At 65.5% G+C, this 13,496-nt stretch carries 11 protein-coding genes; 5 read left to right on the top strand and 6 right to left on the bottom strand.

Annotated features, from left to right (window positions below):
- The first annotated feature begins 1 nt into the window (after window position 1).
- Window positions 2–1,822 carry a glutamine--fructose-6-phosphate transaminase (isomerizing) gene (gene glmS / locus ACGYLC_RS10930; RefSeq protein WP_394422972.1) on the top strand — a complete coding sequence of 607 codons (1,821 nt, stop codon included), beginning with the start codon at window positions 2–4 and terminating at the stop codon, window positions 1,820–1,822.
- Window positions 1,819–2,517 carry a DNA alkylation repair protein gene (locus ACGYLC_RS10925; RefSeq protein WP_394422971.1) on the top strand — a complete coding sequence of 233 codons (699 nt, stop codon included), beginning with the start codon at window positions 1,819–1,821 and terminating at the stop codon, window positions 2,515–2,517. Before glmS ends, ACGYLC_RS10925 begins: the two co-directional genes overlap by 4 nt.
- Window positions 2,518–2,520: 3 nt before the next feature.
- Here the strand turns inward: ACGYLC_RS10925 and ACGYLC_RS10920 are convergent, their stop codons facing one another.
- Complete coding sequence (locus ACGYLC_RS10920) at window positions 2,521–3,048, bottom strand: hypothetical protein (RefSeq protein WP_394422970.1); 528 nt, start codon at window positions 3,046–3,048, stop codon at window positions 2,521–2,523.
- An 85-nt stretch (window positions 3,049–3,133) separates the two neighbouring features.
- On the opposite strand from ACGYLC_RS10920, the gene moaA reads away from it, so the two are divergent.
- Genes moaA through ACGYLC_RS10905 form a run of 3 tightly spaced genes read left to right on the top strand, consistent with a single transcriptional unit; the run spans window position 3,134 to window position 6,474 of the window.
- Window positions 3,134–4,141 carry a GTP 3',8-cyclase MoaA gene (moaA, locus tag ACGYLC_RS10915; protein WP_394422969.1) on the top strand — a complete coding sequence of 336 codons (1,008 nt, stop codon included), beginning with the start codon at window positions 3,134–3,136 and terminating at the stop codon, window positions 4,139–4,141.
- 4 nt (window positions 4,142–4,145) lie between these two features.
- Window positions 4,146–5,438 carry a 3-deoxy-D-manno-octulosonic acid transferase gene (locus ACGYLC_RS10910; RefSeq protein WP_394422968.1) on the top strand — a complete coding sequence of 431 codons (1,293 nt, stop codon included), beginning with the start codon at window positions 4,146–4,148 and terminating at the stop codon, window positions 5,436–5,438.
- Entirely contained in the window at window positions 5,431–6,474 is a 1,044-nt protein-coding gene (locus tag ACGYLC_RS10905) for a glycosyltransferase family 4 protein (protein ID WP_394422967.1), read from the top strand. The genes ACGYLC_RS10910 and ACGYLC_RS10905 overlap by 8 nt, the downstream gene beginning before the upstream one ends.
- A 59-nt stretch (window positions 6,475–6,533) precedes the next feature.
- On the opposite strand, the gene ACGYLC_RS10900 is transcribed toward ACGYLC_RS10905, so the two are convergent.
- From ACGYLC_RS10900 to ACGYLC_RS10880, 5 genes are all read right to left on the bottom strand, one after another.
- The gene (locus tag ACGYLC_RS10900) at window positions 6,534–7,697 is read right to left on the bottom strand and encodes a M20 aminoacylase family protein (RefSeq protein WP_394422966.1); all 1,164 of its coding nucleotides are present in this window, start codon (window positions 7,695–7,697) and stop codon (window positions 6,534–6,536) included.
- Window positions 7,698–7,764: 67 nt separating this feature from the next.
- On the bottom strand, window positions 7,765–8,931 hold the full coding sequence (locus ACGYLC_RS10895; RefSeq protein WP_394422965.1) for a M20 aminoacylase family protein: 1,167 nt from the start codon (window positions 8,929–8,931) through the stop codon (window positions 7,765–7,767).
- 23 nt (window positions 8,932–8,954) lie between these two features.
- A complete protein-coding gene (locus tag ACGYLC_RS10890; protein WP_394422964.1) occupies window positions 8,955–10,301 on the bottom strand; it encodes an NAD(P)/FAD-dependent oxidoreductase in 1,347 nt (448 codons plus the stop codon).
- A gap of 95 nt (window positions 10,302–10,396) precedes the next feature.
- On the bottom strand, window positions 10,397–11,560 hold the full coding sequence (gene argE / locus ACGYLC_RS10885; RefSeq protein ID WP_394422963.1) for an acetylornithine deacetylase: 1,164 nt from the start codon (window positions 11,558–11,560) through the stop codon (window positions 10,397–10,399).
- Window positions 11,561–11,570: 10 nt separating this feature from the next.
- Window positions 11,571–13,403 carry a dipeptide ABC transporter ATP-binding protein gene (locus tag ACGYLC_RS10880; protein WP_394422962.1) on the bottom strand — a complete coding sequence of 611 codons (1,833 nt, stop codon included), beginning with the start codon at window positions 13,401–13,403 and terminating at the stop codon, window positions 11,571–11,573.
- Window positions 13,404–13,496: the final 93 nt, after the last annotated feature.

Genomic DNA, 13,496 nt, shown 5'->3' with positions numbered 1-13,496 from the left:
TATGTGTGGAATTGTGGGGGTGCTGGGCACCCATGAAGTCGCGCCGATCTTGGTGGAAGCGCTGAAGCGGCTGGAATATCGCGGCTATGATAGCGCGGGAATCGCGACCCTCGACGAAGGCAAGCTTGAGCGCCGTCGCGCCTTGGGCAAGCTGGTGAACCTCTCGGACGCGCTGGTGCATGAGCCGCTGGCAGGCAAGTCGGGCATCGGTCACACCCGCTGGGCCACCCATGGCGCACCGAGCGTCACCAACGCCCACCCGCATCAGGCCGGGCCGGTGGCCGTGGTGCATAACGGGATCATCGAAAACTTCCGCGAATTGCGGGCCGAACTGGCCGAACATGGCGCGCAATTCGTGACCGAGACCGATACCGAGACCGTGGCCCTTTTAACCCAGCATCACATGGCGCAGGGCGCAGACCCGGTGGCGGCCGCCAAACAGACGCTTGCCCGCCTTGAAGGCGCTTTCGCGCTGGCTTTCCTTTTTGACGGTCACGACGACCTGATGATCGCCGCGCGCAAGGGCTCGCCCCTGGCCATCGGCTATGGCGAGGGTGAGATGTATGTGGGCAGTGACGCCATCGCGCTTGCCCCACTCACCCATCAGATCGCCTACCTGGAAGAAGGCGATTGCGCCGTCATCACCCGGACCTCGGTGGAGATCACCGACCGCAACGGGGCGCTTGCCAACCGCGCGATTAAATCCGTGCAGATCGACAATACCCGCATCGATAAGGCGGGGCACAAACACTTCATGGCCAAGGAAATCGCCGAGCAACCCGGCGTGATCGGCGCGGCCATCGGCCACTACCTCACCCCCGATGGCGAGATCAACATCAGCGCGCAGGACATTGATTTTACGCAGTTTGACCGGATCCTCATGGTCGCCTGCGGGACCGCCTCCTATGCCTGTTTCACCGCGAAATACTGGTTTGAACAGATCGCCCGCCTGCCGGTTGAGATCGATGTCGCCTCGGAATTCCGCTACCGCGAGCCGCCGATCCCGCCCCGCACACTGGCGGTTTTCGTCAGCCAATCGGGTGAGACCGCCGACACGCTGGCTGCTCTGCGCTATTGCGAGGGCAAGGCCGCGCGCATCCTGTCGGTCATCAACGTGCCCGAAAGCTCCATCGCCCGCGAAAGCGATCTGGCGCTGCCGATCTACGCCGGTGTCGAGGTTGGCGTCGCCTCGACCAAAGCCTTCACCTGCCAGTTGGTCGTGCTCTTCGCGCTGGTGCTCAAAGCCGCGCGGGACCGCGAGGTGATCAGCACCGACACCTTCGCCGATCACATCTCAGCCCTGCGGGGGCTGCCCGCAATCATCAGCACCGCGCTGGAGCAAAACGACACGATGCAGGAGGCTGCGCTCAAGCTGTCCCACGCCCGCGACGTGTTGTTCCTTGGCCGGGGCCAGATGTACCCCCTCGCCCTTGAAGGCGCGTTGAAACTCAAAGAAATCAGCTACATCCACGCCGAAGCTTATGCATCGGGTGAACTTAAACACGGCCCCATCGCGCTGGTGGATGAGCATGTGCCGGTGGTGGTCATGGCGCCGCGCGACGCGCTTTTCGACAAGACCGTCAGCAACATGCAAGAGGTCATGGCCCGCAAGGGCAAGGTGATCTTGATCTCCGACGCCAAAGGTCAGGCCGAGGCCAATGAGGGCGTCTGGTTCAGCATAGAGATGCCCCCGGTGCCGGATGCGCTGGCCCCGATCCTTTATGCGGTTCCGGCGCAGCTGCTGGCCTATCACACCGCCGTGGCGAAGGGCACGGATGTGGACCAGCCGCGCAATCTGGCGAAATCGGTGACGGTGGAATGACCCCTGAGACTGCATTGGAAGAACTCGAAGCGCAGGCCCACCCGGTCCGCGCGGAAGAGATGCGCGCCTATCATAAGACCGATCGGCGCTATCTCGGCCTGACCAACCCAGAGATCGCGGCGCTTGCGCAAACGTGGCGGGCGGCGCTGGATGTCGAAGGCCGTGTCGCCCTCGCCGATGGGCTGTGGCAGTCCGACATTTTCGAGGCGCGTGTGGCCGCGGCCAAATTGCTGACCCAAGCGCGGCTGCGCCCCGATGATCAGGCCGCCTGGGCGTTGATCGCAAGCTGGACCGCGGATTTCGACAGTTGGGCGATTGCCGATCATGCCAGCATGGCGGCGCAGAAACGTCTGGTGGCCGATCCCACCCGCTTGGACGAGGTGGAAGCTTGGGTCGCCTCGGATCACCTTTGGACACGGCGCGCGGCGCTCGTCTCTACCCTGCCATGGACCAAGCAGAACAATCCCAAGCCGGAGGAACTGGCCGCGCGGGACCGCATCCTTGGCTGGGCCGCGACGATGGTGCCGGATCACCGCTGGTTCATTCAAAAAGCAATCGGCTGGTGGCTGCGCGACCTGTCGAAACACGACTCCGAGCGGACCCGTGGCTTTATCGCCGCCCATGGGGAGGCGATGAAACCGTTCGCAGTGAAAGAAGCCCTGCGCCTGCTGAAAAAGGCAGAAGGCGCAGGTTGACCCTTAGCCTTCGGTCGAGACCTCGACCGTGGTGAGGTCGGTCAGCGATGCCCCGATCAAACGCAAGGCGGGCAACGACATGCGGCTGCCTGCGGTTGCGGGCCCCTCCAGTGGGATCAGCGTCACTGCGGCGGATTTGCCCGTGGCAGGGTTGGTCACCCGGCCCGGCTGTTCGGCATCGACAAGGGGTGTTTTCAACCACAGGCCCGGCTCCGTTGCGCTGCCAAGGCTGACCACGGTCGACCCCAAGGCGGCACCGGCGCTGGCGGGCGCGCGGGTGGCCGCTTCGCGCTCTGCCGCCGTGGTGGTATCCAGCGCCTCGGCACTGCTGCCCGCGGTGGCGATGGGAGAGGCGGCGGGCGGCGTTGCAGGGGCTGCTGCGCTCGGGGTTGCGACCTCAGCCTTGGCGTCGACCGATGCGGTTGCAGGTGCAGGTTCGGACTGGCTGGCATCCATCCCGAGGCGTTCCGACAGGTTGCTGCAACCGGCGGTCGCGGCGGCGATGAAAAGCGGTAAGATTATACGTGTCATCCGCGCAGCCTATCTGCGCCCTGCCCCCTTATCAATCGCCCAAATGGCGCTTGCCCCGGGTTGGGCGGGGCATTACCTATAAAGCATGACAGCACCCCTCATCGACCCCTTCATGCGCGCGATCACCTATCTGCGCGTCTCCGTCACCGACCGCTGCGATTTCCGCTGCGTCTATTGCATGTCGGAGAACATGACCTTTCTGCCCAAGAAGGAATTGCTGACGCTCGAGGAGCTCGACCGCCTGTGCAGCAACTTCATCGACCTCGGCGTCGAGAAGCTGCGCATCACCGGGGGCGAGCCGCTGGTCCGCCGCGGCATCATGACCTTCTTTGACGGCATGAAACGGCATCTCGACAGCGGCAAGCTGAAGGAACTGACGCTGACCACTAACGGCAGCCAGCTTGAACGCTTCGCCGATTATCTCTACGCCGCCGGTGTGCGCCGGGTGAATGTCTCGCTCGACACGCTGGACGAGCAAAAATTCGCGGATATCACCCGCTGGGGCCGCCTGCCGCAGGTGCTGCGCGGGATCGACGCGGCGCAGCGCGCGGGGCTGAAAATCAAGATCAACGCGGTGGCACTTAAGGGCTTTAACGAGCCGGAACTGCTGCATATCACAGAATGGTGCGCCGAGCGCGGCATTGACCTGACGTGGATCGAGGTCATGCCGATGGGCGATCTGGGCAACGAGGACCGCTTCGGCCAATACTGGTCGCTGCGCGACGTGCGCGCGCGTTACGCCGAACATTACACCGTCACCGATCTGGCCGAGCGCACAGGCGGCCCCGCGCGCTACGTCCGGCTGGAGGAGACCGGGCAGAAAATCGGCTTCATCACTCCGCTGAGCCATAACTTCTGCGAAAGCTGCAACCGTGTGCGGGTCACCTGCACAGGCGAGATTTTCATGTGTCTGGGTCAAGAGGACGTGGCCGACCTGCGCAAACCCCTGCGCGATCACCCGGACACGGATGTGCCGCTGCAAGAGGCGATCCGCGCGGCCATCGACCGCAAGCCCAAGGGGCATGCTTTCGACTATTCGCGGCAACGTGTCGACGGGCAGATGCCCCGCCACATGAGCCACACGGGCGGCTGAGCCCTTGGCGGTGCCGTTTCTCTACCGGGCATGGGTCGCGGCGAGCCGGGTGATCTTGCCCGTGGCCGGGCGGCGCTCCATGGCCAAACTGCGCCGCGCCGAGGTCACGCCGGAACGCGCGCGCGAAAAGCTGGGCCATGCCAGTCAGCCGCGCCCCGAGGGGCAGTTGATCTGGTTTCACGCAGCCTCGGTCGGCGAGAGCCTGTCGGTTCTCGCACTGATTGACCGGATGGGGCACGCCCTGCCGCAGGCGCATTTCCTCATCACTTCCGGCACCGCCACCTCGGCCCGTTTGGTAGGGAGCCGCCTGCCCCCGCGCACAGGTCATCAGTTCGCCCCGCTCGACGCCCCCGGCCCGCTGAAACGGTTCCTTGACCATTGGCGCCCCGATGCGGCGCTCTTCGTGGAAAGCGAGCTTTGGCCGCAGATGCTGCGGCGGACCCATGCGCGGGGCACGGCGATGGCGCTGATCAACGCCCGCCTCTCGCAACGCTCGATCGAAAGCTGGCAGAAACGGCCCGCGCTGGCGGGGTTCCTCTTTGGCGTGTTCGACCTGATCCTGACGCAGAATGACGCGATGGCCCGGGCGATGAGGACGATCAACGCCCCCGCCGACCGGGTCACGCCCGGGATCAACCTCAAGTCCATGGCAGGCCCCCTGCCGCAGGATGAGGGGACCATCGCCGAGGCGCGAGAGGCCTTGCAGGGCCGCCCTGTCTGGATCGCCTCCTCCACCCACCCGGGCGAGGAGAAAGCGGTCTTGGAGACGCATCGCCAACTGCTGGAGCGCATCCCCGAGCTGTGCCTGATCCTTGCCCCCCGCCACCCCGAGCGCGGTGACGAGGTGGCAGGTCTCATCGCTAGCTACGGACTAACCCATGGGCGCCGAACACGCGGCGACATGCCGCGCGAACAGGTCTATTTGGCCGACACTCTGGGCGAGTTGGGCACATGGTACGCCCTATCCGACATCGTCTTTCTGGGCGGGTCGCTGCACCCGATCGGAGGGCACAACCCCTATGAGGTCGCGCAGGCCGGGGCGATGGTGCTCTCGGGCACCCATGTCGCCAATTTTGCCGAGACCTATGCCGAGATGGAAGCCGAGGGCGCCGCGCGTCTGGTGGCGGGCACGCAGGATTTGGCGGAGCGTGTGGGGGATCTGCTGCGCAATGATATCGCCCGCGCCTCTGGCGTGGCGGCGGCCAAGACCTATGCCGCGGGGCAGACCGACAAACTCGACAGTATTGCCGAACGGCTGATCACGGCCCTGCGCCTGCGAGGGGACAGCGATGCCTGAGCTTTTCGTCACCAACTACAACCGTAATTTCACCGGGGTGTCGGCCACGGCGGCCAATGTGGTCCGGCAACAGGTCGACCGGCATGACCTAGCGCTGGTGGGCCAGCCCCTGCCCGGCTGCCCGCTGCCGCTGACCCGAGTCGCCGCAGGGCGGATCACCCGCAAACATCCCCCCCAAGACCGCCCCTTCGCCATTTGGCACGTGCGCCGCAACACGGAAATGCGCAGCGCGCTTTGGCTGCGCGATGTACGCGGCGCGAATATCCGGATCGTCTTTACCTCTGCCGCGCAGCGGCTGCATTCGGCCTATCCCCGCTGGCTGATCCGGCAGATGGACGCGGTGATTGCCACGACCGAACGCGCAGCGGAATTCGTGCCCCATGTTCGCGCCGTGGTGCCGCATGGGGTGGACACCGATGTCTTCTCCCCCGCCACCAACCACGCGAACGCTTGGGAGCAGTTGGGCTTTGGCGGCACCCATGGCATCGCCACCGTGGGGCGCATCCGGCCCGAGAAAGGCACCGACCTTTTCGTGGAGGCCATGCTGCGCCTGCTGCCCCAACGCCCCGGCGCGGTGGCGCTGGTGATTGGACGGGCGGGCGGCAAACATGAGGCGTTTCTGAACAGGCTCAAGGCACAGGTCGAGGCCGCGGGCCTTGCCAATCGGCTCCTTTTCATCGGCGAATACCCCGCCGCCGACCTGCCGAAACTGATGCGCGCGCTGTCGCTGGTGGTGCAACTGCCACGCTACGAGGGCTATGGCATGGTCCCCCTCGAAGCGCTGGCCTCGGGCGTGCCTTTCGTCGGCAGCGATGCGGGCTATTACGGCGCTTTCTCGAATGGCGGACGGGTCGGTAAGATCGTGCCACTGGGCGCGGCGGAAGCTGCGGCGCAAGCTGCGCTGTCCCTGCTCGAGCGCGAGGATCAAGCCGCCCTTTCCGAGGCCGCGCGCCATTGGGCCGAACAGCGTTTCAGCGCCCGAGCCGAGGCCGATGGGATCGAAGCCGTCTACAACGCGCTTTGGGAGCGCGGCTAGCCCGCAAAGAAAAACGCGCCCCCGAGGGAGGCGCGCTCTAAGCACTACCGATGGCCGGATCAGGCCGCGGGCATCCGCTGCTCGACGATGCCGGCCCACCAGCTACAGCCTGCCGGAATGGCTTCGTCGTTGAAGTTATATTCCGGGTGGTGCACCGCTGCCGTGTCGCCGTTGCCGACGAGGATATAGGCGCCCGGGCGTTCCTCGAGCATGAAGGCGAAATCCTCGCCGCCCATCACCAGCGGCGCTTCCTCGCACTGGCCCGAGATCGAGCGCGCCACGTCGGCGGCAAACTCGGTCTGCTCCTCGTGGTTCACCATCACCGGGTAGCCGCGGTGGTAGGTCACATCGGCCTTGCCGCCGAAGGTGCCCGCGATGCCAGCACAGATCTCCTTGATCCGCTTCTCGGCCAGGGCGCGCGTCTCGGGGGACATGGTCCGCACGGTGCCCTTGATCTGCACCCTCTGCGGGATGACGTTGAAGGCTTTCGAGGAGGTCTCGAAAGAGGTGACCGAGACCACGATCTGCTCCACCGGGTCGGCATTGCGCGCGGTGATGGTCTGCAGCGCCAGCACCGCCTGCGCGGACATCACGGTGGTGTCGACGGTCTCATGCGGCTTGGCGGCATGGCCGCCGCGGCCTTCGAAGGTGATGTCGAACTGGTCGGTCGCGGCAAAGAACGAGCCTGCGCGGATGCCGAAGGAGCCCGTGGGCATGCCCGGCCAGTTGTGCATGCCATAGACTTCCTGGATGCCCCAACGGTCCATCATGCCGTCTTCGCACATCTCGCGACCGCCGCCGCCGCCCTCTTCGGCGGGCTGGAAGATCACCACGACGGTGCCGTCGAAGTTGCGGGTCTCGGCGAGGTATTGCGCGGCACCGAGCAGCATGGCGGTGTGGCCGTCATGGCCACAGGCATGCATCGCGCCATCGGTCTTGGAGGCGTAGTCCAGCCCGGTCTGTTCGTGGATCGGCAGCGCGTCCATGTCGGCGCGCAGACCGATGACCTTGCCCGAGCCGGTCTCCTTGCCCTTGATCACGCCGACGACACCGGTGCGGCCGATGCCCTCGACAACCTCGTCGCAGCCAAAGCTGCGCAGCTTCTCGGCCACGGTGGCCGAGGTGCGGTGTGTCTCAAACAGGATTTCGGGGTTCTCATGCAGGTCGCGGCGCCATGCGGTGATGTCGGCGTGCAGCTCGGCAAATCGGTTCTTAACGGGCATTTAGGAAGTATCCTCCGGAGTTGGGTTAGGCGCTGTTTTCATGCAGTCGCATTTATCTGCCACATGCTTACGCCCTTGCCAGCCGGTCCTCAACCACCTGCGCGAACCATGAGCAGCCTGCCGGGATCGCGGCATCGTCAAAGTCGTATTCGGGGTGGTGGACCGTCGCCCCCTCGCCATTGCCGATCATAATATAGGCACCCGGTCGCGCATTGAGCATATAGGAAAAATCCTCACCCGCCATGATCGGCGGCGTGTCGCGGTCGGTGCCGGGGGTGACCTTGTCAGCGGCCTCCGTGGCATAGCGGGTTTGCTCTGCGTGGTTGCGGGTGACCGGATAGCCACGGCGGTAGTCGATCTCGGCCCGGCACTGATGCGCCTCTGCCGTCAGGCGGGTGATGTCGTGCAGACGACGCTCGGCCAAATCCTGAACCGCCGGATCCAGCGTCCGTACCGTGCCGCGCAGAAGCACCTGATGTGGCAGGACGTTGTGGCTGTCGGTGTCGCTGCGCAGGGTGCAGACCGAGACGACGACCTGCTTCAACGGATCGGTGTTGCGGCTGGCGATGGATTGCAGCGCGATCATCACATGCGCAGCGGCGAGGTTCGTGTCCACCGCCTCATGCGGGGCCGCGGCATGGCCGCCCTGGCCCGTCAGCGTGATGTTGAACTCATCCGCCGCGGCCAGCAGAGCGCCCTCGCGGATCGCGAAATGCCCGGTGGGGTGCCCGGGCATGTTGTGCATTCCGTAGACCTCGTCGATGCCCCAGCGGTCCATCAGCCCTTCCTGCACCATGACATTGCCGCCACCGCCGCCCTCCTCGGCCGGTTGGAAGATCAGCACCACGCGGCCATCGAAATTGCGTGTCTCGGAAAGGTATTGCGCCGCCCCCAGCAACATCGCCGTATGGCCGTCATGGCCGCAGGCATGCATCTTGCCGGGAGTCTTCGAGGCATGCGGCAGCCCCGTCGCCTCGGTGATCGGCAGGGCATCCATGTCGGCGCGCAGGCCGATGGTGCGGCCCGAGGTATTGCTCTGCCCTTCGATCACCGCGACCACGCCGGTCTGGGCGATACCGGTGGTAATGTCGGTGATGCCGAAGCTGCGCAGCTTCTCTTCTACGAAGCGCGAAGTCTCGGGCAGGTCGAACATCAACTCGGGGTGCTGGTGCAGGTGGCGGCGCCAAGCGGTGATCTCGGCATGGGTCTCGGCGAAGCGGTTCTTGATCGGCATGGAATGTCCTTTTGCAAATGATCTCAAAGCGTCGGGCCGAGACGGATGGCATTGCCATCGCTGAAACGGTCGGCGCGGAATCTGCGCAGATCATGGCCCGGCGCATCGCCCATGACCAGTGCCGCCAGCACCCGCCCCATCGCCGGGCCGATGCCAAAGCCATGGCCCGACATGCCGGTGCCGATGATGAGGCCGGGGATCTGTGCGCATGCATCCACCACCGGCACGATATCGGGCATCACGTCGATCATCCCTGCCCATGAGGCGCGGGCGGTGATCGGCGGCAACCCCGGATAAAGCGCGGCAAAGCGTTTGCGCGCCCGGCGCAGCGCGCGGTGGTCCGGCATGGGATCAAGGATGCGCATGGCCTCGAAGGGGCTGTGCGCGTCGGCGGCCCAATTGCGCGGCGTGTGCCACGCATCGGGAAAGCCGCGCGGGGCCGCGGCGCGCAGGCGTTGGCCGAAGGGGCTTTGGCGCAGTTGCGGCAGGTAGTGGCGTAGGGCGCGGAAGGCGTCGGGGCCGACGAAAAGATCAGGCCGCCCGCCGGGGGCCAGCGTGTAGCCGCCATCGGCGCGGCGGCGGAAGGCCAGCCCCGCCTCGGCGGCGGCACCGGCGTGGACCTCGGGCAGCACATTGGTGGCCAGCACGCTCTCGCGCACCGAAAGCTGCGGCAGGCTGACACCATGGGCGCGCAGGAACAGCGCCGACCACGCCCCGCCCGCCAGAACGACCGAGGCGCAGCGCACCGCGCCCGCCTCTGTCACCACGCCCGCCACGCGCCCGGCGGCAAGGTCGAGGCGGCGCACCGCGCAATTCTCGATGATCTTCACCCCCTCGCGGGCCGCCAGCGCCGCCAAAGCGGGCACGGCGACCCAAGGCTCGGCCCGCATGTCCGAGGGGGTGGTGAGCGCCCCGGCATAGGTTCCGGCCAGCCCCGGGAACGCCTTGGCGACATCGTTCGCGTCCATCAACCGGCTGTCGACGCCGTGGGTCTTGGCATGGGGCAGCCAGTCGGCATAGCCCTGCATCTTGGCCTCGGTTCCCGCCAGATAGGTGACGCCGGTCTGCTGCAGGCCGATGTCGCGGTCGAGTTCTGGCGCAAGCTCACGCCAAAGCCGCGCGGCTTCCACCATGATCGGCAATTCGTCCGGGTCGCGCCCCTGTTGCCTGATCCAGCCCCAGTTGCGGCTGGATTGCTCCGCGGCGATGCGGCCCTTTTCCAAAAGCGTGACCTGCCGCCCGGCGCGGGCCAGAAACAAGGCGGTGCAGACGCCGATCACCCCGCCGCCGATGACCACGACCTCGCTCTCGCGGGGCGGGGTGCGCGGATAGCTGGCGGGGGTGGCGAGGGTGATAGGAAAAGCGGACATGCGGACCCCGAGGGCTGATGCCGCGCGGCTGCACCGGGCGGCCGTGGAAAGGACCGGCCCCGCACGGGGCCAGCCTCAGGTCTGTCAGGGAAAGCTCAGCCCTGCAAGCGGGTCAACAGACGGCGCATGAAATCGTGACCGGCCTCGAATTGCGCCACTTCGATGAACTCGTTGGGCTGATGCGCCTGCGCGATGTCGCCCGGGCCACAGATCACGGCGGAATAGCCCACCTCCTGGAACTGCCCGGCCTCGGTGCCGTAGCTGACCTTATGGCTAGCGTTGTCGCCGGTGATCTGGCGCACGATCTGCTCGGCCTCGCCGTCCTTCTCGGGCTGCAGGGCGGGGACGTCGAAACGGGTCGAGGTCTCGATATAGGTTTCGGGCACCACGTCCTGCATCTGCTTTTCGACCTCGCGCACCTTCTTGAGGTAGGCGGTGCCCCATTTGTCTTTGTCCTCGCCCGGGACGACGCGGAAATCCATCGCGAACTTGCAGTCCTTGGCGGTGATGTTATGCGCCGTGCCGCCCTCGATCACGCCGACATGGGCGGTGGTGAAGGGCGGGTCGAACATCGCCGCGATCTCGGTCGGGCGCGCGGCCATGTTGTCGCTGTTCACGTCATTGGCCCATTCGATGAGCTTTGCGCCCGCCATGATCGCATTGACCCCGGTGTGCAGAAGCGAGGAATGCACCTCGAAACCCACCAGATGCGTGTTGAAGCCGATGCCGCCCTTATGGCCGGTCACCGCCTGCATGGTCGAGGGCTCGCCCACGATCACCGCAGCCCCCTTGGGCAGCACGTCCTGCATCGCTTGGATCATCGGCGGGGCACCGGTGCAGCCGATCTCCTCGTCGAAGCTGAGCGCGATCTGCAGGGGCCGTTTCACTTGCGCATAATGCGCCTCGACCAAAGCCCAGATCGCCAGCGCGTCGAAGCCCTTCATGTCGCAGGTGCCGCGCCCGTAATAGCGGCCGCCCTTCTCGGTCACGGTGAAGGGATCGGTGTCCCAGGCCTGCCCGTCGACCGGCACCACGTCGGTGTGACCGGACAGGACCACGGCCCCCTCCTCCCATGGGCCCGCATGGGCAAAGAGCGCGTGTTTCGGCTGCTCGGGGTCGATGTAGCGGTGGCTCTCGATCCCGTGGGAGGCGAGGTAGTCCGCCACCCAGTCGATCAGCGGGATGTTGGTGTCGCGCGACACGGTGGGAAAGCTAATGAGCTTGGTCATCAACTCAAGCGGGGTCAGGCGTTCGGTCATGGGTGTTCTTTCAATAGCCGCTGTCGGTGATCAGCACATGGTGCCCCGGCTCCACCTCGCGATAGGCCGAAGGCTCGGGCCGGTAACTGACCGGATGGATTGGCGAGGGGATCGGCTTGAAGTTCAAATCCTTCTCGGACTTGCGGCGGCGCGGATCGGCGATCGGCACGGCCTTCATCAGCGCCTGCGTATAGGGGTGCTGCGGGTTCTCGAAAACCCGCTGGCGCGAGCCCATCTCGACGATGCGGCCCAGATACATGACGCCGACGTAATGGCTGACGCGCTCGACCACGGCCATGTCGTGGCTGATGAAGAGAAACGACAGTTCCATCTCTGCCTGCAGCTCCATCATCAGGTTCAGCACCTGCGCCTGAACGCTCACGTCCAGCGCCGAGACCGCCTCGTCCGCGATGATCAGCTTGGGGTTCAGCGCAAGCGCGCGGGCGATGGCGACACGCTGGCGCTGGCCGCCCGACAGCTCATGCGGGAAGCGGCGCATGAAGCTGCGCGGCAGTTCCACGCGGTCGAAGAGCATCTCGATTCGCTTGGTGACGTCCCCGCCCTTGAGGGTCGCGAAATTATGGATCGGCTCGGCCACCTGATCGGCCAGCTGCATCTGCGGGTTGAGCGAGGCGAAGGGGTCTTGGAAGATCATCTGCATGTCGAGCCGCGCAGTGCGCAGCGCCGATTGGTCGAGCGACATGATGTCGACGCCGTCGAGCTTCACCTCCCCCGACATCGGCTCCACCAGCCGCAGGATCGAGCGCCCGGCGGTGGATTTGCCGCAGCCCGATTCGCCGACGAGGCTGAGCGTCTGGCCCTTGTTGAGCGAGAACGACAAGTCCTCGACCGCATGGACATTGGCCACGGTGCGGCGCAGGAAACCGCCCTGCACCGGGAAGCGCGTGGTCAGGTTCTTGACCGACAAGAGCACCTCCTCGCGGCCCTTGATCGGCACGATCTCCTTGTCGGGCGTGCCCAAGAGTTTCATCGGCTCGGGGTACGGCTTGCCGGTCATCTCGCCGAGCTTCGGCACCGCGGCCAGCAGCGCCTTGGTATAGGGGTGCTGCGGGTTCTCGAAGATCTCCTCGACGGTGCCTTCCTCGACCTTCTTGCCGCGGAACATCACGACCACGCGGTCGGCCATCTGCGCCACCACGGCCATGTCGTGGGTGATGAACATCACCGCCGTCCCGGTCTCGCGCTTGAGACGGTCCATCAGGGCGAGGATCTCGGCCTGGATGGTCACGTCGAGCGCGGTGGTGGGCTCGTCGGCGATCAGCAAGCGCGGTTCGCAGGCCAGCGCCATGGCGATCACCACGCGCTGGCGCATGCCGCCCGATAGCTCATGCGGATATTGCTTGAGCCGGCGCTCGGGCTCGGGGATGCGGACCTGTTTCATCAGTTCCAGCGCGCGGGCCTCGGCCTCTTTGCGGGTCATGTTCAGATGCAGCCGCAGGCCTTCGGTCATCTGCTTGCCGATGGTAAAGACCGGGTTCAGCGCGGTCATCGGCTCCTGAAAGATCATCCCGATCTCGTTGCCGCGAATCTTGCGCATCAGATTGCCACCGCTGGCCGCAAGATCGACCTGGCCTTCTTCACCGCGCTCAAAAAGCAGGCGACCGCCTGCAATTTCACCGCCGCCATACTCAACCAGCCGCATCAGCGACAGCGAGGACACCGATTTGCCCGATCCTGATTCTCCGACCACGCAAACCGTTTCACCGGGATTAATGTCGAAACTGACATCCTCGACACCGACAACGGGGCCATCTTTGGTTTGAAATTCGACGCGCAGGCCCTGAATTTGGGCGATCGGCGCCCCGTTTGTGTGATCCAGCATCTGTTTCCCTGTTGTTTTTATTGGCGCAGATTTGCCTGACGCTACGGCGAATGTCACGAGACTGTCAAACCTGACGCGCAGACTTCGGGCTTT

This window comes from Sulfitobacter sp. 1A12157, from assembly GCF_043557345.1.
Taxonomy (GTDB): Bacteria; Pseudomonadota; Alphaproteobacteria; order Rhodobacterales; family Rhodobacteraceae; genus Sulfitobacter.
The sequence above is the reverse complement of the archived record's forward strand: the minus strand, read 5'-3'. Positions and strand labels throughout refer to the sequence as shown.

Coding starts and splice junctions, on each gene's coding strand:
- glmS (WP_394422972.1), top strand. CDS start 2: ATGTGTGGAATTGTGGGGGTGCTGGGCACCCATGAAGTCGCGCCGATC.
- ACGYLC_RS10925 (WP_394422971.1), top strand. CDS start 1,819: ATGACCCCTGAGACTGCATTGGAAGAACTCGAAGCGCAGGCCCACCCG.
- ACGYLC_RS10920 (WP_394422970.1), bottom strand. CDS start 3,048: ATGACACGTATAATCTTACCGCTTTTCATCGCCGCCGCGACCGCCGGT.
- moaA (WP_394422969.1), top strand. CDS start 3,134: ATGACAGCACCCCTCATCGACCCCTTCATGCGCGCGATCACCTATCTG.
- ACGYLC_RS10905 (WP_394422967.1), top strand. CDS start 5,431: ATGCCTGAGCTTTTCGTCACCAACTACAACCGTAATTTCACCGGGGTG.
- ACGYLC_RS10900 (WP_394422966.1), bottom strand. CDS start 7,697: ATGCCCGTTAAGAACCGATTTGCCGAGCTGCACGCCGACATCACCGCA.
- ACGYLC_RS10895 (WP_394422965.1), bottom strand. CDS start 8,931: ATGCCGATCAAGAACCGCTTCGCCGAGACCCATGCCGAGATCACCGCT.
- ACGYLC_RS10890 (WP_394422964.1), bottom strand. CDS start 10,301: ATGTCCGCTTTTCCTATCACCCTCGCCACCCCCGCCAGCTATCCGCGC.
- argE (WP_394422963.1), bottom strand. CDS start 11,560: ATGACCGAACGCCTGACCCCGCTTGAGTTGATGACCAAGCTCATTAGC.
- ACGYLC_RS10880 (WP_394422962.1), bottom strand. CDS start 13,403: ATGCTGGATCACACAAACGGGGCGCCGATCGCCCAAATTCAGGGCCTG.